The sequence below is a fragment of the Pseudomonas sp. B707 genome, from assembly GCF_022496685.1.
Lineage (GTDB): Bacteria > Pseudomonadota > Gammaproteobacteria > Pseudomonadales > Pseudomonadaceae > Aquipseudomonas > Aquipseudomonas paraglycinae.
This window is the reverse complement of record NZ_WTVE01000033.1, coordinates 148,397-171,801: the sequence shown is the minus strand read 5'-3', so window position 1 is coordinate 171,801 and position 23,405 is coordinate 148,397. Positions and strand designations below refer to the sequence as shown.

General features: G+C 60.2%; 17 protein-coding genes. 6 read left to right on the top strand and 11 right to left on the bottom strand.

The features are described 5' to 3' along the window. Positions 1-23: 23 nt before the first annotated feature. The 3 genes from GQX66_RS23140 to gcvA form a co-directional block, all read right to left on the bottom strand. The gene (locus tag GQX66_RS23140; protein ID WP_240871701.1) at positions 24-785 is read right to left on the bottom strand and encodes an SDR family oxidoreductase; all 762 of its coding nucleotides are present in this window, start codon (positions 783-785) and stop codon (positions 24-26) included. 30 nt (positions 786-815) lie between these two features. Further along, positions 816-1,643 (bottom strand): DMT family transporter, encoded by an 828-nt coding sequence (locus GQX66_RS23135; RefSeq protein WP_085745734.1) that lies wholly within the window; start codon positions 1,641-1,643, stop codon positions 816-818. Positions 1,644-1,718: 75 nt separating this feature from the next. Continuing rightward, entirely contained in the window at positions 1,719-2,624 is a 906-nt protein-coding gene (gene gcvA / locus GQX66_RS23130; RefSeq protein ID WP_240871700.1) for a transcriptional regulator GcvA, read from the bottom strand. A gap of 429 nt (positions 2,625-3,053) precedes the next feature. Here gcvA and mexE point away from each other — a divergent pair, with 429 nt between their 5' ends. Genes mexE through GQX66_RS23115 form a run of 3 tightly spaced genes read left to right on the top strand, consistent with a single transcriptional unit; the run spans position 3,054 to position 8,932 of the window. Then, the gene (mexE, locus tag GQX66_RS23125) at positions 3,054-4,307 is read left to right on the top strand and encodes a multidrug efflux RND transporter periplasmic adaptor subunit MexE (RefSeq protein ID WP_011334072.1); all 1,254 of its coding nucleotides are present in this window, start codon (positions 3,054-3,056) and stop codon (positions 4,305-4,307) included. 15 nt (positions 4,308-4,322) lie between these two features. Then, positions 4,323-7,514 (top strand): efflux RND transporter permease subunit, encoded by a 3,192-nt coding sequence (locus GQX66_RS23120; RefSeq protein ID WP_240871698.1) that lies wholly within the window; start codon positions 4,323-4,325, stop codon positions 7,512-7,514. After that, positions 7,511-8,932, top strand: coding sequence for a TolC family protein (locus tag GQX66_RS23115; protein WP_102686206.1), 1,422 nt, complete (start codon positions 7,511-7,513; stop codon positions 8,930-8,932). The genes GQX66_RS23120 and GQX66_RS23115 overlap by 4 nt, the downstream gene beginning before the upstream one ends. 59 nt (positions 8,933-8,991) lie before the next feature. Here GQX66_RS23115 and GQX66_RS23110 read toward each other — a convergent pair whose 3' ends face one another. Genes GQX66_RS23110 through GQX66_RS23100 form a run of 3 tightly spaced genes read right to left on the bottom strand, consistent with a single transcriptional unit; the run spans position 8,992 to position 12,302 of the window. Then, complete coding sequence (locus GQX66_RS23110) at positions 8,992-9,972, bottom strand: HlyD family secretion protein (RefSeq protein WP_085745739.1); 981 nt, start codon at positions 9,970-9,972, stop codon at positions 8,992-8,994. Between the two features lie 4 nt (positions 9,973-9,976). Further along, positions 9,977-10,177: a DUF1656 domain-containing protein gene (locus GQX66_RS23105; protein ID WP_085745740.1), complete on the bottom strand. Its 201-nt coding sequence runs from the start codon at positions 10,175-10,177 to the stop codon at positions 9,977-9,979. Beyond that, the gene (locus tag GQX66_RS23100; protein ID WP_240871695.1) at positions 10,167-12,302 is read right to left on the bottom strand and encodes an FUSC family protein; all 2,136 of its coding nucleotides are present in this window, start codon (positions 12,300-12,302) and stop codon (positions 10,167-10,169) included. The genes GQX66_RS23105 and GQX66_RS23100 overlap by 11 nt, the downstream gene beginning before the upstream one ends. Before the next feature lie 192 nt (positions 12,303-12,494). On the opposite strand from GQX66_RS23100, the gene GQX66_RS23095 reads away from it, so the two are divergent. The 3 genes from GQX66_RS23095 (at position 12,495) to GQX66_RS23085 (ending at position 16,846) form a co-directional block, all read left to right on the top strand. Continuing rightward, positions 12,495-13,550, top strand: a complete 1,056-nt coding sequence (locus GQX66_RS23095; protein WP_085745742.1) for a tetratricopeptide repeat protein — start codon at positions 12,495-12,497, stop codon at positions 13,548-13,550. A gap of 126 nt (positions 13,551-13,676) precedes the next feature. Continuing rightward, positions 13,677-15,179: an ATPase domain-containing protein gene (locus GQX66_RS23090; RefSeq protein WP_240871692.1), complete on the top strand. Its 1,503-nt coding sequence runs from the start codon at positions 13,677-13,679 to the stop codon at positions 15,177-15,179. Next, positions 15,176-16,846, top strand: a complete 1,671-nt coding sequence (locus GQX66_RS23085; protein ID WP_085745743.1) for an ATP-binding protein — start codon at positions 15,176-15,178, stop codon at positions 16,844-16,846. The genes GQX66_RS23090 and GQX66_RS23085 overlap by 4 nt, the downstream gene beginning before the upstream one ends. 13 nt (positions 16,847-16,859) lie before the next feature. Here GQX66_RS23085 and GQX66_RS23080 read toward each other — a convergent pair whose 3' ends face one another. The 5 genes from GQX66_RS23080 to GQX66_RS23060 are packed head-to-tail and all read right to left on the bottom strand — an operon-like array spanning position 16,860 to position 23,404. Next, the gene (locus GQX66_RS23080) at positions 16,860-17,237 is read right to left on the bottom strand and encodes a response regulator (RefSeq protein ID WP_007954537.1); all 378 of its coding nucleotides are present in this window, start codon (positions 17,235-17,237) and stop codon (positions 16,860-16,862) included. A gap of 44 nt (positions 17,238-17,281) precedes the next feature. Continuing rightward, on the bottom strand, positions 17,282-18,496 hold the full coding sequence (locus tag GQX66_RS23075; protein WP_085603811.1) for a hybrid sensor histidine kinase/response regulator: 1,215 nt from the start codon (positions 18,494-18,496) through the stop codon (positions 17,282-17,284). Then, positions 18,490-19,083 carry a chemotaxis protein CheB gene (locus GQX66_RS23070; RefSeq protein ID WP_085745744.1) on the bottom strand — a complete coding sequence of 198 codons (594 nt, stop codon included), beginning with the start codon at positions 19,081-19,083 and terminating at the stop codon, positions 18,490-18,492. Before GQX66_RS23070 ends, GQX66_RS23075 begins: the two co-directional genes overlap by 7 nt. Beyond that, on the bottom strand, positions 19,080-19,913 hold the full coding sequence (locus GQX66_RS23065) for a protein-glutamate O-methyltransferase CheR (RefSeq protein ID WP_085603817.1): 834 nt from the start codon (positions 19,911-19,913) through the stop codon (positions 19,080-19,082). The genes GQX66_RS23070 and GQX66_RS23065 overlap by 4 nt, the downstream gene beginning before the upstream one ends. Next, positions 19,913-23,404 carry a response regulator gene (locus GQX66_RS23060; protein ID WP_240871690.1) on the bottom strand — a complete coding sequence of 1,164 codons (3,492 nt, stop codon included), beginning with the start codon at positions 23,402-23,404 and terminating at the stop codon, positions 19,913-19,915. The genes GQX66_RS23065 and GQX66_RS23060 overlap by 1 nt, the downstream gene beginning before the upstream one ends. Between the last annotated feature and the right edge of the window lies 1 nt (position 23,405).

Genomic DNA, 23,405 nt, shown 5'->3' with positions numbered 1-23,405 from the left:
AATCGATGATCCTTGCCCCTGTCTCACTTACCGCCCGTTACGTCGAGGAATGTACCGGTAACAAATGATGCCTCTGCGCCAGCCAGCCATAAAATGGCCCGCGCCACTTCCTCCGGCTGCCCGCCTCGCCCCATCGGGATAGAGTCCTTGACACGATCGACCCGCCCCGGCTCGCCGCCGCTGGCGTGCATATCGGTATAGATATGTCCGGGTCGAATACAGTTGACGCGTATTCCTTCCCGGGCGACCTCTTTGGCGAATCCGATGGTGAACGTTTCCAGCGCACCCTTTGATGCTGCGTAGTCGACATATTCATTCGGACTGCCCAGACGGGCCGAGGCCGACGACACATTGATCACCACGCCGCCCGCACCGCCGTGCCGCAGGGACATGCGCTTTACGGCCTGCTGGGCGCACAGAATCGGCCCGAGCGCATTGACCGCAAAGATGCGTTGCATGCGTTCGAAACCCAGGTCTTCGAGACGTGACTGTTGCGCCAGCACCCCAGCGTTATTGACCAGGACATCGATTCGCCCGAACGTGTGGTCGATCGCGGTAAAAAGACTCGCGACCTGCTCGGGATCGGCACTGTCGGCGCGCATCGCCAACGCCCTGCGCCCCATCGCTTCGACATCCGCCGCAACCGCCAGCGCGGCGGACTCATTGGCAACGTAACTGATTGCGACATCGTAGCCTTGGGCAGCAGCGAGTCGGGCGGTGGCGGCGCCTACTCCACGACTGCCACCCGTGATCAGAATCAGCGGAGCCTGCGAGACGTTGACCATGAAAACTACTCCTGAGCAAATAAAGCCGAATCAGCCGATGATGATCGCGCCGCTGGCGATCACCACACAGGCCAGCATCCGGCGGACGGTAAGTGTTTCGCCGAGGAACAGGTAGCCAAGCAGCGCCGCAAACAGCACGCTGGTTTCACGCAGGGCTGACACCGCGCCCAGCGGGGCTTCGTTCATCGCGTAGATAACGATTGCATAGGCAAGCAGAGAGACCAGCCCGCCCATTGCCGCAGCGAACATTCCGGGCCGGATCGAAAACAGGCTGCGGGCATCGCGCAAACCGATGTAGACCACCGGCATCAGCACGCCCCACAAGGCGCTCATCCACACCGTGTAGGCCAGCGGTGCACCGGAAAGCCGCGCGCCAATGCCATCGACCACGCTGTAAGCCGCGATAAAGCAGCCGGTTCCCAATGCGTAAGGCAGGCTGGGCACCGACAGCCTGCGTCCCCGAAAAGCCAGCGAAATGATTCCGCCTGACACCAGCGCAATGCCGAGCAATTCGCCGGGGGTGATGGTTTCGCCGGCAAACAATGCGGCGCCCAGCGTGATCAACGCGGGCGAAGAACCGCGCGAAATCGGATAAATCTGCCCAAGATCGCCGACCCGGTAACTGCGCACCAGAAACAGGTTGTAGCCAACGTGCAGCAATGCCGACAGCAGTGCATATCCCCAGCTCCGAGGTGCAGGCGCCACCATGAACATCGCGGCGACTGCACAGACTATGGCGATGGCAACGCACATCACCGTCATCGACCAGAGCCGATCGGCACCGCCGCGCAGCAGCGCGTTCCAGCTGGCGTGCAGCAGCGCGGCGAACAGGACAAGGAGGACGAGATGAGTAGGCATTGGCCATTTTAGGCAGCCCGAACGGCCGGATTACAGAGAAGACTCCTCACTGTGCCATGAGCGATTCTTCATGCTTCAAACGAGCTCGCCGCGCACTTTAATTGCCTCGCTGAGTAACCACTCGCGAAAACTCACAATGTGCGGCTGTACCTCAACGCCCTTGGGACAGACGAAGTAGTAGGCAAGCGGTGACTGAAACGGCACATCGAACAGCCGCACCAGACGGCCATCGTCGATTTCCTTCTCGACATGCCCGCTGCGCACCAGAGCAATGCCATGGCCGAGCAAAGCCGCCTCGACCGTCATATTGGTATCGCCAAACCTGACGCTTTCCCGCAGCGGCAAAAACGCCAGCCCGACGGACTGGAACCACGCTTCCCATTTCGGCGCCAGTTCGGCACCGTCGCGAGCCAGCAGCGGCAACTGCAACAAATCGGCGGGATTGCCGGGCATTCCGACGCGTTGCAGCAGTTCGGGACTGGCCACCGGGAAAACCTGCTCACCGAACAAAAACTGTGAATACAGACCGGGATAGTCGCCCTTGCCCAAGCGAATCGCGACATCGGCTTCGCTGCGGGCGAAGTGGATGATCTTGTCCGTGGTGTCCAATGACACCAACAGTTCCGGGTGCTGGCGGGCCAGGTTCGGCAAGCGTGGCAGCAACCATTTCAACGCAAAGGAATAGGTCGTGCTGACGCTGAGCCGCACCCTGCCCTTTTGCTCGCGCAAATCGGCCAGCGTCGCCGTAAGGGTCATGAAGAACTCGCGCACAATCGGCGCCAGCGTAGCGCCCGCAGGTGTGAGGCGTAACGACTTGCCCCGTTCAAACAGCTGCAAGCCCCAAAGTTCTTCCAGGTGTCGCAGTTGATGGCTGACCGCGCTCTGGGTCACATGCAGTTCCTGCGCGGCGGCGGTGAACGTCGGGTGCCGGGTGGATACTTCGAAAGCCCGCAAGGTCGCGGTCGGGGGTAGATCTCTCATAAACACAGGGTCCGGGAATGGCAAAACATCGAGGCATGAGTATCAGGTCATGTTAGAGCGAAATGTTGTGGGTTGCCTGTTCCGGGTAACAGGACTCTTGATGTTGGCGTATTGCTCCAGCAGCCAGGCGAGGTCTTTGTAAACAAGCGCCATATGCTCCGCAAGGATGTCGAGGCTCGGTAACTTCAGCGGAATATTTAATCGCCGCATAATCCTCACCGCGCAATTTCGCCTGCGACAGTTGCCGATCGCGCAACACAGAATTGTCATCAAGCCAATTGATAGCCTCCTAACGAAAGGTGCATGCTAGAGGGCTTTCCTCGGGCTTATATCATTCCGAATGATAGTTACCTTCGTGTCATTCGATTCGTTTGCCATCTACCCGCCGAGCATCATCCGCCCATCTTCAATACATTGGCGGATGCATCCATGGAACAATCACTCAAACATTTGCGCTTCCCGTTGGCTCTGTTGGCCGTGCTGGTGATGAGCGCGTGCGGCAAGACTCCGGAAACCGCCGCCACCATGCCCGCTGCCAAGGTCAGCGTGGCCAAGGTGCTGGAACAACCGGTCAACGAGTGGGACGAATTCACCGGGCGCCTCGAGGCGCCGGAAACCGTTGAAATCCGTCCGCGGGTCTCCGGCCAGATCGACGAAGTGGCCTTCACCGAAGGTGCGCTGGTCAAGAAAGGCGACCTGCTGTTCCAGATCGACCCGCGTCCGTTCCAGGCCGAGGTCCGCCGCCTCGAAGCCCTGGTTGCCCAGGCCCGCGCCAATGCCACCCGCAGTGAAAACGAAGCCGGCCGTGGCGAACGCCTGCGTGCCAGCAACGCGATCTCCGCCGAACTGGCCGACTCGCGCACCAGCGCTGCACAAGAAGCCCGTGCTGCTGTTGGCGCGCTGCAAGCGCAACTGGACCTGGCCAAACTGAACCTGAGCTTCACCCGCGTCACTGCGCCAATCAGCGGTCGCGTCAGCCGCGCCGAGATCACCGCGGGCAACCTGGTGACTGCGGACACCACCCCGCTGACCAGCGTGGTGTCCACCGACAAGGTTTACGCGTACTTCGACGCCGATGAGCGTGTGTTCCTCAAATACACTCAACTCGCCCGTCAAGGTCAGCGCGGCGCGACCACCCCGGTGTACATGGGCCTGTCCAATGAAGACGGCAACCCGCACCTGGGCCAGATGAACTTTATCGACAACCAGGTCAACCCGAAGACCGGCACCATCCGTGGTCGCGCGGTGTTCGACAACAGCGACGGCAGCTACACCCCGGGTCTGTACGCACGCCTGAAACTGGTCGGCAGCGGCACCTACAACGCCATGCTGATCAACGACGAAGCAGTCGGTACCGACCTCGGCAAGAAGTTCGTGCTGGTGATGGATGGCGACAACAAGACCGCCTACCGCGCCGTCGAACTCGGTCCGAAGATCGAAGGCCTGCGTATCGTGCGCAGCGGCCTGAACAAGGACGACACGATCGTCGTCAAGGGTCTGCAACGGGTTCGTCCTGGCTCCCCGGTTTCGCCTGAAGTGATCCCGATGGCCAGCGAGCAAACCATTGCCGCTCTCGCTCAACAACGACAAGCGCTGGAAGCCAGCAACCTGCCCAAAGTCGCACCTGCCAAAGGCGCGCCGGGTTCGGTTGTGAAACTGGCTGCTGCGACCCCACGCGGTTAAGGGACGACAACTCCGATGAATTTTTCCCAATTCTTCATTTCACGGCCGATCTTCGCAGCGGTGCTGTCGCTGCTGATCCTGATCGCCGGTGCGATTTCGCTGTTCCAGTTGCCGATCAGCGAATACCCGGAAGTCGTGCCACCGACCGTGGTGGTGCGTGCCAACTTCCCGGGCGCCAACCCAAAAGTCATCGGTGAAACCGTGGCGGCTCCGCTGGAGCAAGCCATCACCGGCGTCGAGAACATGCTGTACATGTCCTCGCAGTCCACCGCTGACGGCAAGATCACCCTGACCATTACCTTCGCTCTGGGCACTGACCTGGACAACGCGCAGGTGCAGGTGCAGAACCGCGTGACCCGGACCGAGCCGAAACTTCCAGAAGAAGTGACGCGCATCGGTATCACCGTCGACAAGGCTTCGCCCGACCTGACCATGGTTGTGCACTTGACCTCGCCGGACAAACGCTACGACATGCTGTACCTGTCCAACTACGCGATCCTCAACATCAAGGATGAGCTCGCTCGCCTCGGCGGTGTCGGTGACGTGCAGCTGTTCGGTATGGGCGACTACTCGCTGCGTGTATGGCTCGACCCGAACAAGACCGCTTCGCGCAATCTGACCGCAACTGATGTGGTGACCGCGATTCGCGAGCAGAACCGTCAGGTGGCCGCCGGCCAATTGGGCGCGCCCCCTGCGCCGAATGCCCAGAGCTTCCAGCTGTCGGTCAACACTCAAGGCCGTCTGGTCTCCGAGGAAGAGTTCGAGAACATCATCATTCGCGCTGGCGATAACGGTGAAATCACTCGTCTGAAGGACATCGCCCGCGTCGAACTGGGTTCCAGCCAATATGCCCTGCGTTCGTTGCTGAACAACCAGCCGGCCGTAGCGATCCCGATCTTCCAGCGTCCTGGTTCCAATGCCATCGAAATCTCGAACGAAGTTCGCGGCAAGATGGAAGAACTGAAGAAAAGCTTCCCGCAAGGCATGGACTACAGCATCGTCTATGACCCGACGATCTTCGTGCGCGGCTCCATCGAAGCGGTGGTTCATACCCTCTTCGAAGCACTGATTCTCGTGGTACTGGTGGTGATTCTGTTCCTGCAGACCTGGCGCGCCTCGATCATTCCCTTGGTGGCGGTGCCGGTATCGTTGATCGGTACGTTTGCGGTGATGCACCTGTTCGGTTTCTCGCTCAACGCCCTGTCGCTGTTCGGCCTGGTACTGGCGATCGGTATCGTGGTGGACGACGCCATCGTGGTGGTCGAGAACGTCGAGCGGAACATTGAACTGGGGCTCAACCCCTTCGATGCGACCAAAAAGGCCATGGGCGAAGTGACCGGCCCGATCATTGCCACGGCGCTGGTGCTGTGTGCGGTGTTCGTACCGGCGGCATTCATCTCGGGCCTCACCGGTCAGTTCTACAAGCAGTTCGCTCTGACCATCGCCATTTCGACCGTGATCTCGGCTTTCAACTCGCTGACCCTGTCGCCAGCGCTGGCCGCTGTGTTGCTTAAAGGTCACGACGCACCGAAAGACCGTTTCTCGCGAGTGCTGGACAAGATCTTCGGTGGCTGGCTGTTCCGTCCGTTCAACCGTTTCTTCGACCGCGCCAGCCATGGCTACGTCGGCACCGTGCGCCGGGTCATCCGTGGCAGCGGCATCGCCCTCTTCCTGTACGCAGGCCTGATGGTGCTGACCTTCTTCGGTTTCTCCAGCACGCCGACCGGTTTCGTACCCGGCCAGGACAAGCAATACCTGGTGGCCTTCGCGCAACTGCCGGACGCCGCGAGCCTCGACCGCACCGAAGATGTGATCAAGCGCATGTCCGACCTGGCACTGAAACAGCCGGGCGTGGAAAGCGCCGTAGCGTTCCCGGGCCTGTCGATCAACGGCTTCACCAACAGCCCGAACGCCGGCATCGTGTTCGTGACCCTGAAACCGTTCGACGAGCGTAAAGACCCGAGCATGTCCGCCGGTGCGATTGCCGGTGCCCTGAACGGCCAGTACGCCGGGATTCAGGAAGCCTACATGGCGATCTTCCCGCCGCCGCCGGTACAGGGACTGGGCACCATCGGTGGTTTCCGCCTGCAAATCGAAGACCGGGGCAACCTGGGCTACGAAGAGCTGTACAAGGAAACCATGAACATTATTGCCAAGAGCCATAACGTTCCGGAACTGGCCAACCTGTTCACCAGCTACACCGTGAACGTGCCGCAGGTCGATGCCGCCATCGACCGGGAAAAAGCCAAGACCCACGGCGTGGCCGTCAGCGACATCTTCGACACCCTGCAGATCTACCTGGGTTCGCTGTATGCCAACGACTTCAACCGCTTCGGTCGTACCTATCAGGTCAACGTTCAGGCCGAGCAGCAGTTCCGCCTCGAATCCGACCAGATCGGCCAGCTGAAAGTACGCAACAACAAAGGCGAAATGATCCCGCTGGCGACCTTCATCAAGGTCAGCGACACCTCGGGCCCGGATCGCGTGATGCACTACAACGGCTTCATCACCGCTGAAATCAACGGTGCGGCAGCTCCGGGCTACAGCTCCGGCCAGGCCGAAAAAGCCATCGAGAAACTGCTCAAGGATGAACTTCCGAACGGCATGACCTACGAGTGGACCGACCTGACCTACCAGCAGATTCTGTCCGGCAACACTGCGCTGTTCGTGTTCCCGCTCTGCGTGTTGCTGGCGTTCCTGGTACTCGCGGCTCAATACGAAAGCTGGAGCCTGCCACTGGCGGTAATCCTGATCGTACCGATGACCCTGCTGTCGGCCATCACCGGTGTGATCATTTCTGGTGGCGACAACAACATCTTCACCCAGATCGGCTTGATCGTACTGGTTGGCCTGGCGTGTAAGAACGCGATTCTGATCGTCGAGTTCGCCAAAGATAAGCAGGAAGAAGGCCTCGATCCGCTGGCCGCTGTACTGGAAGCCTGCCGTCTGCGTCTGCGGCCGATCCTGATGACCTCGTTCGCATTCATCATGGGTGTGGTGCCACTGGTGTTCTCCAGCGGTGCCGGTGCCGAGATGCGTCATGCCATGGGTGTGGCGGTGTTCTCCGGGATGCTCGGTGTGACCTTCTTCGGTCTGCTGCTGACCCCCGTGTTCTACGTGCTGATCCGCAACTTCGTGGAGCGCAGCGAAGCGCGCAAAGCGGCGAAGGCGAACAATCTTCAAAAGCCACTGGAGGCGCACCCATGAGTCTGAAAGTCTTCCTGCCGAGCCTGCTGGTGCTGGCCCTGAGTGCCTGCGCCGTCGGCCCTGACTACAAGACCCCGACGACGGAGGCGGCGAACATCACGTCCGCCACCGATGGCGCCGCCGGCCAGAAGAACTTCGACCGTTCGAAATTCGAAGGCATCTGGTGGCAGCAGTTCGACGATCCGACTCTCAACCAGTTGGTGACCCAATCGCTGCAAGGCAACCGTGAACTGCGCGTGGCATTCGCCCGCTGGAAAGCCGCCCGGGCAATCCGCGACGACGTCAGCAACGACGCAATGCCGACCATCACCAGCCGCGCCAGCAGCGACCTGGCCAAAGGTCAGATTCCGGGCCAGACCACCAAACGGGTCAACAGCGAACGCTACGACCTGGGTCTGGACATGGCGTGGGAGCTGGACCTGTTTGGACGCATCCAGCGCAATCTGGAAGCCAGCGACGCCGACCAGCAAGCGGCCGAAGCCGATCTGTACCAACTGCAAGTCACCATGATTGCCGAACTGGTGGACGCTTACGGTCAACTGCGCGGTGCCCAGCTTCGGGAAAAGATCGCCCTGGCCAACCTGAACAACCAGCAGGAGTCGCGCAAGATCACCATCAGCCTGCGTGACGCCGGCGTTGGCGATCAGCTCGATGTTGAACGGGCCGATGCCCGTCTGGCGTCGGTCGAAGCCAGCGTGCCGCAGTTGCAGGCAGAACAGGCCCGGCAGAAAAACCGCATCGCCACCCTGCTGGGTGAACGTCCGGACAAACTGACCGTCGACCTGAGCCCGAAAGACCTGCCGGCGATTGCCAAGGCCTTGCCGATCGGTGATCCGGGCGAACTGCTGCAGCGTCGTCCGGACATCCTCAGCGCAGAACGCAAACTGGCTTCGGCCACGGCGCGTATCGGTGTGGCCAAGGCCGACCTGTTCCCACGGGTCAGCCTCAGCGGTTTCCTCGGCTGGACGGCCGGGCGTGGTTCGCAGATCGGTTCCTCGGCGGCCAACGCCTGGGCACTGGGCCCAAGCATCACCTGGGCAGCGTTCGACCTCGGTAGCGTGCGGGCCCGTCTGCGCGGCGCCGATGCCGATGCCGAAGGCGCACTGGCGACCTACGAGCAGCAAGTATTGCTCGCGCTGGAAGAGTCGGAAAACGCCTTCAGCGATTACGGCAAACGTCAGCAACGGCTGATCTCGCTGATCCGCCAGAGCGAATCAAGCCGCAAGGCTGCCGACCTCGCCGAAATTCGCTACCGCGAAGGCACCACCGACTTCCTGGTGTTGCTCGACGCCCAGCGTGAACGTTTGAACGCCGAGGACAGTCAGGCCCAGGCCGAAGTGGATCTGTATCGCGGCATCGTAGCGATCTACAAGGCCCTCGGTGGCGGTTGGCAGCCAGAGGCGGTCGCCAGCAAGTAAAAGGTTTTTAAAGAGCTCCTTTGGTTGGCCGCAACCAACCAAATTTTTTGCCCCGCGTATCATTCGGTCGCGGGGCTTTTTTGTACCTGTCTTTCTCGGTTTTCCAGCACTGTGACCGTCGCCGTGGTGCCGGCTCTCAATCGATCCTTGCCTGCGTAATCAGGGTCGATGCCGATCCGCACCGGTACCCGTTGCGCCAATTTCACCCAGGTGTAGCTGGGGTTGATGTTGGCCAGCAATCGACTTCCCGGGGCGTTTTCCCGGTCGGCAATGGCGAAGGCGATGCTTTGCACGGTTCCACCGAATTTTTCCCCGCTCATCAATTCGATCCGCACACGATCACCCTCCTCGATCCGTGGCAGTTTGGTTTCCTCGAAATAGCCGCTGACATAAAAGGAGCCGCTGTCCACCAGTGCCAGCAGGGCGCTACCGGCCACCGCGTAATCCCCCTGACGGGTCAGCAGATTGGTGACGTAACCGCTGACCGGCGCTTCGACTCGGGTACGTTGCAGATCCAGTTCGGCCTGGGTCAATGCAGCTATCGCCAGTTGCACGTTGGCTTCAGCCAGACCGAGATTGGCCTGATTGCGCAACAGATCGGCCTGGGCAACCGCCACGTCAGTACTGGACTTCTCCCACTCCTCCCCGGAAATCGCGAACCCTTGCTTGAGCGTGCGTCGCCGGCGTTCTTCGCTCTGGCGCTGTTTGAGCAACGCTTCGCTGGCGACAATCGCCGCTTGCGACTGCCCGAGCGTGGCCTTTGAGACCTCCACCGAGCGTTTCGCATGCTCGACCGCGAGGCTGTAACGAGCCGGGTCGATCTCCAGCAACAACTGGCCCTTGTCGACATGCTGATTGTCCTGCACCGCCAGTGTGACGATGCGGCCCGAAACATCCGCCGACAGCGTCACCACATCCGCCCTCACCCGCGCATCCCGCGTCCACGGAGCTCGGGTGTAATGTTCCCAGGCAAACCAGCCAAGCACGATTGCCAGCAGCACCACTGCCAAGGTCGTCAATCGAGTGAGCAACGTCTTCAAGGTTTCAGGCTCCCATCAGCAAAATCAGTGTGGCGCACACGCAGGCGTACAAGGCGCCCTCGAACAGCGCCTCATGCCAGACAAAACGCAGGACGCCAAGCCGGCGCAAACCCCAGTCGAGCAGCAGAAAAACCGGTATGGCCAGCAACAAGGCCTGGGCGATAGGAGGCAAGTAAACGCCGCCGATCTCGAAATCAATGGGCAAGGACGGACTCTCCTTCAGAACGGTCGGGCTGCAAATGTTCGCCATGCCGCTCCAGAAACGACACCACGATCAACAGGGCCACTTGCATGCGAAACACCGACCATAGGTGTTCATGGGTGGCGACATGCAAGGCATCCAGCTCATCGCCGAGCGAATGCAGCGTAGTCAGCAACGGTGTCAGGCGCACATCCGGTCGGCCGGCGACGAAACGACCGGTCTGACGCAATGCCGTCGACAGCTGCCGACCAAAAGCGTCCGTGAGCAAGGCGTTGTTCTGTGCCTGTTGCCTCAGTTGGTGCATGGCCACGCCCAGCGCCACGCAGGCGAGACTGATTTCATACAGGCGCTGCATGTCCCGATCGTTGGCGGCGGGTAACACGCCCAGCATTGAAGTCAGGCGATCGACCATTCGACTTTCGAAGGCGAATTGCTCTTCGTCGGTAGCCGGGCTTTTTATCAGTTGATAGACCTGCTCCCGCGCCTCGTTATAAAAGCGCCTGATTCGAAAGGCCGGGCGAAAAGGGAAGATCCAGGCGTAGACAATCAAAGCCAGCATCGCCGCACTGACATAGGCCCCGGCGAATTCGAACCATTGAATGGCGGTGTTCTGCCCGGTGCCGACGTTCTGCGGACCGAGCATCAGGAAACTCGACAGCCCCAGGCCCATGCCGATACCGGCGGTGGCCGGGCTGGACAGTCCGACCGCAATCACATACAGCAAAGGCGCGAGCAACAAGGCCAACATTTCGAAATCACTGATCGCCGGTACTAGCATGAACTGATAGAACGCCGACACCACAAGGGCCAGTCCAAGCCCTCGGGCGTAACTTTGTGCGGCGATCAACGGGCGCGGAAACGTCGCCATCAACGAACACAGAATCCCCACCAGAATCATCCCGCCCCGCGCGCCGTCCCAGGCGGTTTCGATCCAGATCAGTCCGGCCACCAGTAACGCGCTGAATGCGCGGATGGCGTTCATCGTCGCGAGCGTGAAATCCAGGTGCAAGGGGCTGGACTGGCCACGGAACATGCAGCTGGCCTCCCGGCCTTCCTGTATCGCATCGCTCAGTTCGAGAATCTGCTCCAGTTGCTGCAACAGCCGCGCCTGTTCCCAGCGCAATGCCCAGGCCAGCGAGCGCAGGGTTGCACTCATGTCTTCCGTCAGTTGTTCGGCCTTGTAGGCCAGCGCTTCGAATTGCTGTTGCAGAGCGACGAACTGGTGCCGCACCTCGGCTGGCAGTGAGCGTCCTTGCTGTGCGAGCTGATCAAGCAGTGCCAGCTCCTCGGCCCGCAGTTGCTGGATATCCAGCGGCAGATCGCCCTCCCAGCGTTCGGTGAGCAATTCCCGTTGGTGACGTAATGCGGTCAGGCGCGAAGTCAGCAGCATCAGCTGATTGCCCAGCAACAGCACCAGATTGTTGGCACTGCGCAGGCGTGGAGCATCGAAATACAAGTGCCGGCGCAGGCCTTCGAGGGCGCTGATCTCCCCCAGCAGCTGCATTTGCCGACGCTGAAAGTCCGCTTCGCTTTCTTCGGTGCGCAGCACGGCGGCGGCATGGGTGGCGGCGAGCTTGATCACCTGATCAACCTTCGCGAAATAGTTGCGTGATACCGCCTCGGGCCGCGCCGTCAGCAGGCTGACCACGCATACGCACGCCACCGCCAGCAAGGTTTCGGTAACCCGGGTCACCGCCAGCAGAAAGGTGCCGTCCTGATCCGGAATCGCCAGCAGCGCCACCACCACGGCGGTATACCCGCTCAACACGAACGCCTGGGAACTGGTGTAGCGCAGCAACGTGCCGCCCGCCGTGCACAGGGCCAGCCACAGCGCCAGGGTCGTGATGAACGGCAACGGCGCCTGGGGAAAGATCGCCATCAGCACCACCGCCACCACCGCGCCAAGGGTTGTCCCGATGATTTGCCCGAAGCTGCGTGCCAGCGCCATCCCGGCCAGTGGCTGGCTGATGATCACCACGGCCATGATCGACCACTTCGGCTGATCCAGGTCGAACAGGAACGCCAGGTACAAGGTCAGCAATCCGGCGGCAATGGTGCGTAAACCAAACAGCAGCACGGCCTGGCTGGGGTGGATCACCGCCTTGAAATAAACAAGCAGGGATTGCATGGGTAGCCTCTTCGAAACAACTTCTGCAAGCGTAGACACTGCATGGAGGGCATGACGGCAAACAGAGTCGACACAAGCTGTAGGTCGATTCAACGCCTGTAGTAGGCCATATCGGGCAGAGGGTTTGACTCACGACGCGAGCTGACAGAAGCTTGCGACCTTCGCTACAAAACGAAAGTTTCGGAAATTCGCATGCCTCAGTCTCGCCGCTATTTGCTCATCAGCCTCGGCCTTGTGTTGGTCCTGCTCGTTGGCTGGCTGTCTTTTCGCAGCACAGTGCCGGTTGTGCCAGAAGCGATCAGGCATGGTTACAGTGAAGCGCTGGACGCCGCTCGTGCCGGTCAGCCGGGGGCCGCGCGGGTTCTGTATCAACAGCTGGGACGTCCGGATTTGTCCGCCAAGCGGCGGGTCTGGCTGCATGCCGAACTGCCCAATTACCCGAGTCCGCAAGCCTTGAAACTGGCGGATGCCGATCTGCAGCATGAATCTCCCGACGTGCGAATGGCAGCCATCAGGAGCGTGACCGGTCTGGTGCCCGGTGGCCAGCGCAGCCTGCTGCTCGGCCCGTTGCTCGAGGATGAAGATCAGAACGTTCGTTTTGCGGCAATCAACGCCCTGCTCGGCTTGTCGCCGGATCAACTGGGCCTGTATTTCGCCCCGCTCCAGCAAGGCATCGATGTGTGGGAGCAGGCGCTCAAGAGTCAGCCGGAAAGCGCCGCCAACTACGTGCAACTGGCGCGCCTGTATCTGCACAACGCCGAGTTGAAACAGGCACAGGAAGCGCTGGAACAGACCTTGCGTCTCGACCCCGGCAACCTGCCGGCGCTGGTGATGCAGATCGAAGTGCTCGATCGTCAGGGTCAGAGCGACGCCGCGCGACAATTGCTCGCCCGACAATTGAAGGCCCAGCCTGACTCGGCTTATCTGCAACATGCGCTGGGACTCTGGCTGCTGCACCACGATCAACGCGAGTACGCCCTGCTCGGTTTGTCCAAAGCCGTGGAGCTCGAGCCCGATAACAAGGACTATCGCTACGACCTCGCCACGACCCTGCACAGCGCCGAAGAACTGGAAGCGGCGCAAAAGCAGTTGCAGGAAATCGTCCAGCGTCATCCTGCCGATCGTAAGGCGCGGGTGTTGCTGATCAACTACTGGAAAGAAAGCGGTCAGTTGCAGAACGTGCAGATTCTGCTGGCGCAGCTCGAACAGATGAACCCGGACGATCCCTCTTTGCAGCAAGGCCTCTAGCGGCCTTCTCGACATCCCGCAAGAAAATCGGAACCGTCGTCACGGCAAAAGGTCAAGTAAACAGGCAGTGCCAAACGGCGTCCGGCGCCCGCTGCCGCGTTTCCCCTAGTCATGAGAGGGCATTTTTTGTCTACATCGAACGCGTTGATCAGTGCAAAAGCCGCCACCGGCATCGAGGGTCTCGACGATATCCTGGCTGGTGGTTTGTCCCGCAGTCATGTTTTCTTGCTGGAGGGCGAGCCTGGAACCGGTAAAACCACAGTCGCGTTGCATTTTTTGCTGGCCGGCGCCCGTGCCGGCGAACGTTCGTTGTACATCACGCTGTCCGAAACCGAGCGCGAATTGCGCCAGGGCGCGGCGTCCCACGGTTGGGAACTGAACGAAAACATCGAAATTTTCGAGCTGACGCCGCCCGAAAGCCTGCTCAACGCCGAGCATCATCAGAGCCTTCTGTACTCCTCGGATCTTGAACTGGGCGAAGCGACCAAGCAGATTTTCGAAGTGGTCGAGCGCTTCAAACCCACGCGGGTCGTGCTCGACAGTCTCTCGGAAATCCGCCTGCTGGCGCAAAGCTCCCTGCGCTACCGTCGACAGATCCTGGCGATCAAGCATTATTTCGTGCGCTACGACGCCACGGTTTTGCTACTGGATGACCTGACCACCGAATCCCTCGACAAAACCGTGCACAGTGTCGCTCACGGCGTGATCCGCCTCGAAGAACTGACCCCCAACTATGGCGCCGAACGACGTCGCGTGCGGGTGATCAAGTATCGTGGCCAGAAATACCGTGGCGGCTTCCATGACTTCACCATCATGGGCGATGGCGTGCACGTCTTCCCGCGCCTGGTGGCGGCGGAGCACCGGGGCGATTACCCGCGGTTGCAACTGTCCAGCGGCATCAAGGAAATGGACGCCCTGCTCGGTGGCGGTATCGAGACTGGCTCCAGCACGCTGATTCTGGGCCCGGCGGGGACCGGCAAATCCTTGATCACCATGATTTTCGCGGCAGCCGCCGTGGCGCGTGGTGAAAAGGCCGCGCTGTTCATTTTCGACGAAGAACTGGGCCTGCTATTCGAGCGCATGAATAACATCGGCATCGACCTCAAGGCCCTGCAGGCCACCGGCAATCTGCTGATCGAGCAGGTGGATGCTGCCGAGCTTTCTCCTGGCGAGTTTTCCCACCGGGTGCGACGCTGCGTCGATGAAGGTGACATCAAGACCGTTGTGATCGACAGCATCAACGGCTATCAGGCCGCGATGCCGGAAGAGAACGCGCTGGTATTGCACATGCACGAACTGTTGCTGTACCTGAACCGCAAGGGCGCCGCGACGTTCATGACCGTCGCCCAGCATGGACTGGTCGGCGACATGCAGGCCCCGGTAGACATTACCTACCTCGCCGACACAGTGATTCTGCTGCGTTATTTCGAAGCCCTCGGCAAGGTACGCCGGGCGATTTCGATAATCAAGAAACGTACCGGCAGCCACGAATCAACCATTCGCGAGTACCGTATTTCAACGCGTGGCATGACCATCGGTGAACCGCTGGAAGCCTTCCAGGGTGTGCTGCGCGGAGTCCCCACCTACCTCGGCGCGAGTAACCCGCTGCTCAAGGATGACAACTTGTGACCCTCACCGTACCGCTGTCGGAACGGGCGTTGATTCTTGCGCCCCAGGGTCGCGACAGCCAAGTGGCGCTGATGATCCTCAACGAGGCCGGATACGGTGGCCTGATCACGCCCGATCTGGCCACCCTGTGCACCGAACTCGAGCCTGGCGCCGGGCTGCTGCTGATCGCGGCCGAGGCCCTGAATGGTCCGGAACTCGAAGGCCTGCTGCTGTACCTGGAGCAACAACCGGCGTGGTCTGACTTGCCAATTGTCTTGCTCACCCATCACGGAGGATCCGAACAAGGGCCCTCGTCGCAGCTCAGCAAATTACTGGGCAACGTGACGTTCCTTGAACGCCCTTTTCATCCGGCAACGTTGGTCAGCCTCATTTCCACCGCCCTGCGCGGGCGACGACGACAATACGAAGCCCGCGATCGCCTGATCGATCTGAGCAATAGCGAACGGCGCCTGCAATCGACCCTCGAAACCCTCGAGCAACAAGTCGAAGAGCGCACCGCACAGCTGCGGCACAACGAGGAAGCCCTTCGACAGTCGCAGAAGATGGAAGCGGTCGGCCAGCTCACCGGCGGTATCGCCCACGACTTCAACAACATGCTGACCGGCATCATCGGCAGTCTTGAATTGCTACGCCGTCGGTTGGCCCGTGGCCGCCTGGATGATCTCGACAGCCTGATCGACCTCGGTGTGACTTCGGCCAACCGCGCCGCCGGCCTGACCCATCGGCTGCTGGCGTTTTCCCGTCGCCAGTCGCTGGACTCCAAAGCCGTGCATATGAACGATCTGGTGCAGTCGATGGGCGAGCTGCTGCAACGCAGCCTCAACGAAAGCATTCAGCTGGACATGCGTCTGCACGAAAAATTGTGGGTGGCCGAGGCCGACCCCAATCAATTGGAAAGCGCCCTGCTCAACCTTGTCATCAACGCGCGCGACGCAATGCCCGACGGCGGCAATCTGGTGGTCGAGACGAAGAATCAGGTGCTGGATCGCGACTACACCGCGACCTATAGCAATCTGGAGCCCGGTGATTACGTCGTATTGAGCGTGACTGACAATGGCTGCGGCATGCCGGAAAGTGTCATCAATCGCGCGTTCGACCCGTTTTTCACCACCAAGCCAATCGGCCAGGGCACGGGGCTGGGTCTGTCGATGATTTATGGCTTCAGCAAGCAATCCGGTGGTCATGTGTCGATCGACAGCAAAATCGATGAGGGCACCACAGTCAAACTCTATCTGCCGCGCTTCCAGGGTGAATCACTGCCTCACGCACCGGTTGACATGGAGCAGGCGCCGGACGCCGTGGAAGGCGAAACCGTATTGATTGTCGAGGACGACCCGGCCGTGCGCGTGCTGGTCAGTGCGGTATTGAGTGAATTGGGTTACAGGTTTGTCGAGGCCGGCGACGCTGACGGTGCCATGCCGATTCTGGATTCGGAGCAACGCATCGATCTGCTGATCAGTGACGTCGGCCTGCCGGGCATGAACGGTCGGCAGCTGGCGGAAATCGGCCGGCAATACCGGCCAGACTTGAAGGTCCTGTTCATCACCGGTTATGCCGAGCACGCGGCGGTGCGCGGCGGCTTCCTCGACTCTGGCATGCAGATGATCACCAAGCCGTTCACCTTCGATCTGTTGACGGCGAAGGTGCGGGAAATGATCAAGAGCTGAGGCGGTTGACGCCTCAGGCCAGCAGTTCCTGAATCTTCTCCTGCAACACATCCAGATCGAACGGTTTTTCCAGGATCGGTGCCCGACGAGTGATCGGGCTGCCGGTCTCGCGGATTTCCTGCGGATAGCCGCTGATGAAGATCACCTTCAGATCCGGGCGCAATTTGACGGCAGGCTCGGCGATCTGCACGCCGGAGATCCCGCCAGGCAGGCGGAAATCAGTAATCAACATGTCCAGATGCGGCTTGCTCGCCAGAATCTCGAACGCCTGCTCGCCGTTTTCGGCCTGCAATACGCGATAGCCCTGGCCTGACAAATAATCGGTCAGGACCATCAGGATCACCGGTTCGTCCTCGACGACGAGTACTACATCTTGTGCATCTACGCTCATGGGAAGCCTTTGTTCGGTCAATAGCTGCTGATACGACCGTGTGGTCACTCAGAGGTTGCGTTTGTTTTGCCGTTTTCCTGGAGCGGCAGACAAACGCGAAACAGGGCGCCCTCGTTGATCTTGCTTTCGACGACGATGGAGCCGCCATGGGCGGCGACGATCTGCTCGGAAATGAACAGACCCAGCCCGAGGCCGGCCACCACCGTCTTGGCGGAGACCCGTTCGAACTGTTGAAAAATGCGTTTCTGGTTCTCCTCGCTGATGCCGATGCCCTGATCCTGAACTTCGACCCGAGCCTCATTGCCTTCGCGATAAACCCGAACCTGGATCGGACTTTTGCCGCCATAACGCAACGCGTTGGTCAGCAGGTTCGACACCACCTGCTCGATACGGAATTCATCCCACTGCCCTTCCACCGGCTCGGTCGCGGTGAAGCTGACTTCGGTCTCGGCAGCTTCGATCTGCTGGGCGAAATTCTCCAGCAGAGTGCCCACCAGTTGCGCGAGATCGAAGCGACTCGGTCGGATCGACAGCTTGCCGGTGCGGATCCGCGACACGTCGAGCATGTCCTCGATCAGCCGGATCAGGCTTTTGATCTGGCGCTCGTCGCGGTCGACCATGGCGTGCATCTTGTCGAGGGTGAACGCGGCGGCGTTGTCCCGGGCCAGGTGCATCTTGCGCAGTTGGGTCTCGAGGATCAGGCCGTTGAGCGGCGTGCGCACTTCGTGGGCGACGATCGACATGAAATCGTCACGCATGCGCACCGCCTGCTCCAGTTCGCCCTGGGTGCTTTGCAGTTGCTGCAGCAGCGCTTCCTGTTCGCGACGACTCTGCTCCAGGGCTTCGACCTGTTGCTTCATCGCCTTGCTCTGGCGGTACAGGTCGACGAAGACGTTGACCTTGCTCTTCACCGCATGGATATCCAGCGGCTTGTGCAGGAAGTCCACAGCACCGCTTTCATAGCCTTTGAACGCGTAATTGAGTTCACGGCCGGCAGCGCTGACGAAGATGATCGGGATGTTTTTGGTTTTCTCGGTACCACGCATCAGCTCGGCCAGCTCGAAGCCGTTCATGCCGGGCATCTGCACGTCGAGGATGGCCATGGCGAATTCGTGTTGCAGCAGCAGCGACAGTGCTTCGTCCGCCGACAATGCTTTGTAGACGGTGCGATCCTCACGTTTGATCAGCGCTTCGAGGGCCAGCAGGTTCTCGGGCAGATCGTCGACGATCAGCAGTTTTGCCTGGATATTACTCAGCATGCGATTCGTTCCAGCTCGACAAGCAGACGGCCGATGCCGTTTATGGGAAGGATGTAATCCGGTTGATGCGTTTTCAGTGCCGCGCGAGGCATGGTGGCGACCTGCGCCTCGTCGGGGTCCTGCACGATGGTCAGGCCGCCCAGGCGTTTGACTTGCGCCAGGCCCCGTGCGCCATCGTGGTTGGCGCCGGTCAGCAACACGGCGGCCAGCGCCGGCCCGTAGGCATCGGCGGCGGATTCGAACAGAAAGTCGATCGAAGGCCGCGAATGATGCAGGCGGTCTTCAAGGCTCAGCGACAGGCTGAAATCCTGTTCTACCGACAAGTGATAACCCGGCGTCGCGAAATACACGGTGCCGGGGGTGATGTCCTGCTTGTCGATGGCCTCTGCGACCGGCAGCGCCACTCGCCGGGCAAACACCTCGGCGAGCTGGCTGCGGCGCTCTTCCGGCAAATGCAGGACGATGATGATCGGCAGACCGAACCCGGCACGCAGTGAACCAAGCAAGGTCAGCAAAGCCTCAACGCCACCGGCGGAAGCTCCGACCACAATCGCCCCGACACGAGGCAAATCCGCTGCACTGTTCATGATTTACGGTAGATCCGTTCTTGTTTCACCAGCGGTTCGAACTGGTTGGAGTAGCCGGAAAAATCCAAAGTTTCCTTGCTGCCCAAGACCAGGAATCCACGGTGGCACAATGATTCATGGAACAACCCGAACGCTCGATCCTGAAGTTTTTTGTTGAAGTAAATCAACACGTTACGACACGAAATTAATTGAGTTTCGGAGAATACACTATCGGTCGCCAGGCTGTGATCGGCGAAGGTCACGTTCTCGCACAGGCTCTTGTCGAAAATCGCGTAGCCATAGGCTGCAGTGTAGTAGTCGGCAAACGAGCGCTGACCGCCGGCCTGCTGATAGTTGGCGGTGTAGGCGCGCACGTTCTCCATCGAAAAGATCCCCTGCTTGGCCTTGTCCAGCGAGCGCGGGTTGATGTCGGTGGCGTAGATGATCGTGCGGTCGAGCAGGCCTTCTTCGCGCAGCAGGATCGCCATCGAGTAGACCTCCTCGCCGGTGCTGCAGCCGGCGATCCAGATCTTGATCGACGGATAGGTCTTGAGCAGCGGCACTACTTCCTGACGGATCGCCAGGAAGTGCGACGGATCGCGGAACATCTCGCTGACCGGGATCGTCAGCAATTGCAGCAACTGCATGAACGCCGTCGGGTCGTGCAGGACTTTCTCCTGCAAGGCCGAGATGGTCGCGCACTCGAACTGGCTCAGCGCGTGTTGCACCCGGCGTTTGATCGAGGCGCCGGAGTAATCGCGAAAGTCATAGCTGTACTTGAGATAAATCGCCTCAATCAACAGCCGCAGTTCGATTTCACTGTTTCGTTCAACGGGATTACTACGTTCCACTAAATGCGTTCCATCTTCGGCAACCACACGCGAATCAGCGAGAACAGGCGATCCAGGTCAATGGGCTTGGCCAGGTAATCATTGGCGCCCGCCTGCAGGCAGCGCTCCTGATCGTCCTTCATGGCCTTGGCCGTCACCGCGATGATCGGCAGCTTGCGCCAGCGCGGATCCTTGCGGATTTCCATGGTGGCTTCGAAACCATCCATTTCCGGCATCATCACGTCCATCAGCACCAGGTCGATGTCCTCGACTTCATTCAGTTTTTCAATCGCTTCACGGCCGTTACGGCCGATCACCACGACTGCACCCTTGGTTTCCAGCGCACTGGTCAGGGCGAAGATGTTGCGCACATCGTCGTCCACCAGCAGCACTTTGCGACCCTCGAAGACCTTGTCGCGGCTGCGGGCGGTCTTGAGCATCTTCTGCCGTTCATGGGACAACTGCGATTCGACTTTGTGCAGAAAGAGTGTGACCTCGTCCAGCAGGCGTTCCGGCGAGCGGGCGCCTTTGATGATGATCGAGCGCGAATACTTGCGCAGTTCGGCTTCTTCGTCGCGGGTCAGGTTGCGTCCTGTGTAGACAATGACCGGCGGGAACGAGCAAATATCCTCGGTCGACATGCGCTTGAGCAGGTCGTTGCCGAGCATGTCCGGCAGCTTCAGGTCGATGACCATGCAATCGAAGATCGTTGTGCGCAGCAGTTCCAGTGCGTCTTGCGCCAGGCCGACAGCAGTGATTTCGATGTCGTCATCACCGATCAGACGGGCGATGCTTTCGCGTTGCAGATCGTCGTCCTCCACCAGCAGCACGCGTTTGACCTTTTGGGTCAGCTTGGCCTCGAGACGGGCGAACACGTCCTTGAGCTCTTCGCGGGTAGTCGGCTTGACCGCATAACCGATGGCGCCCATGTGCATCGCCGCTTCGACGCGGTCTTCCACGGAAATCACGTGCACCGGGATGTGGCGGGTTTCGGCGTGTTCTTTCAGGCGTTGCAGAACGGTCAGGCCCGAATGATCCGGCAGGCGCATGTCCAGCAGGATCGCGTCCGGCACGAATTCTTTCGCCAGGTCGTAACCTTCATCGGCGCCGTGGGCGACCAGGCACTGATAGCCCAGTTCATGGGCCAGGTCGTAGAGGATGTGAGCGAAATTCGGCTCGTCTTCCACCACCAGAATGCAGCGGGTAGTGAACGGTGCCTTGTTGCGGTCGTCGTTGAAGCGCGGGATGTCTACGGGCGCCAAAGGCGAAACCGCTGCGACAGGCGCGATGACCGGCGCAGAGGCCGGCGGGCTGAAGGTCAGCGGTGCAACCGGCGTATCACCCGGTTCGTTGTATTGCTGCGGCAATATCAGCGTAAAGGCGCTGCCCTGCCCCGGCGCGCTGCTGACGCTGATCGAGCCACCCAGCAAGGTCGCCAGATCCCGGGAAATCGACAGGCCCAGGCCAGTGCCACCGTATTTGCGGTTGGTGGTGCCGTCGGCCTGGCGGAAGGCTTCGAAAATGCTTTCCTGCTGATCCTGCGCAATCCCGATCCCCGAGTCGCGCACAATGAAAGCGATGCGATCGTCCGCCTGGCCGGCGATGGTCAGGCTGACCGTGCCCTGCTCGGTGAATTTTACGGCGTTGGACAACAGGTTCTTGATTATCTGTTCCAGACGCTGGCGGTCGGTGAACAGAGTGATGGGCGCATCGGGCTGCAATTCGACGGTGAACGTCAGTTTCTTGTCCGCCGCCAACGGTTCGAACACGCTGCGCAGGCCATCGGCCAGGCGCGCGACACTGGTGTTTTCCGGCATCACTTCGAGTTTGCCGGCTTCCACCTTGGAAATGTCGAGAATGTCGTTGATCAGGTTGAGCAGGTCGTTGCCGGCGGAATAGATCGACTCGGCAAACTTGACCTGCTCGGCGCTGAGGTTGTCCTGCGGGTTTTCCGCCAGCAGCTTGGCCAGGATCAGCGAGCTGTTCAGCGGTGTACGCAGCTCGTGGGACATGTTGGCGAGGAATTCGGACTTGTACTTGCTCGAACGCTGCAATTCTTCGGCGCGTTCTTCGAGCTGCACCTGGGCCTGATTGAGCTCGGTGTTCTTCTGATCCATGGCGTCGCGCTGCTCGGCCAGGGTCTGGGCCTGTTCGGCCAGTTGCTCGTTGGTCTGCTCCAGCTCGACTTGCTGGGTTTCCAGATGCGCTTGGGATTCCTTGAGGATCCGCGACTGCTCTTCCAGTTCTTCGTTGGCGGTTTTCAGCTCTTCCTGCTGCACCTGCAACTCTTCGTTGAGCTGCTGGGTTTCGGCCAATACTTCCTGCAAACGTTGGCGATAACGCGCCGCTTCGATGGAAGTGCCGATGTTGCCGGCGATCAGTTCCAGCAGTGCAACATCGCGGTCGGTAAGCGGCCGCAGGAAACCCAGTTCGATCACGCCGTTGACCCGATCGTCATCGCTGGTCGGCACCACCAGCACGCTGTGCGGCAGACCTTCACCCAGACCGGAGCTGACCTTGAAATAGTCGGACGGCACCGAATCGAGACGAATCAGTCGCGCTTGTTGGGCAGACTGGCCGACAAGGCCTTCATCGCTGTAGATCGAATGATCCTGTTGCTCCTGCTCGCGGGAGAAACCATAAGTCGCCACGCGTTTCAGGCCGCCGTGTTCTTCGCGCACATACAGCGCGGCCACAGCGGTGCCAAGGTACTGGGCGCAGAACTGCAGAATGTTGCGTCCCAGCAGGTTGAGCGTCAGTTGCCCCAGCACTTGCTCGGCAAGCTGGGTCTGACCGTTGCGCAGCCAGGCTTGCTGCTCCAGACGATGGGCGCTGGCTTCCTGTGCGGCCAGGGTCGCGCCATAACTTTGGGACAGGGTGAGCAGATCGCGCCGGCCTACATAGGCCAGCAGACCGCTGATGCCGGCCACGAACAGCAGATAAAGGCTGATGCTCCAGATCGTGGTGCGGCGCACGTCTTCGTTGCGTGAAGCACGCAGCAACTGTTCGGTTTCAATTACATCTTCGAACTGTTTACGTATTTCGTCGGTCAGGCGCTTGCCCTTCCCCGCTTTGACCGCGGACTTGTAATCACCGCTCGCGCGTTGCAGATCGATCATCGACTGCGCATACGTCGCCCACTCGGTTTGCAGCGCCTGAAGACGACGCAGGCGGTCGGTTTGAGCCGGATTGTCGGCAGTCAGTTCAAGCAAGGTATTCAGTGCCACGGCGATGCGGGGCTTGGCCGTCTCGTACGGGTCGAGGAAGTGCTCGTCGCCGCTGAGCAGATACCCGCGCATGCCGGTTTCCAGATCCACGGTGAGTTTCACCGCTTCGTTGGCGTTATTGATCACCCGGTCGGTGTGCTCCACCCACTGAATCACGGACAACAAATAGGTGATCAATGAGATGAAAAACACCGCACTGATCACGCCGACGCCCAACGGCAAACTGACGTTGCGGCTCAAGAGTTTGCGAAACCGTTGCTCATCAACCGAAGACGGAGAGGACATG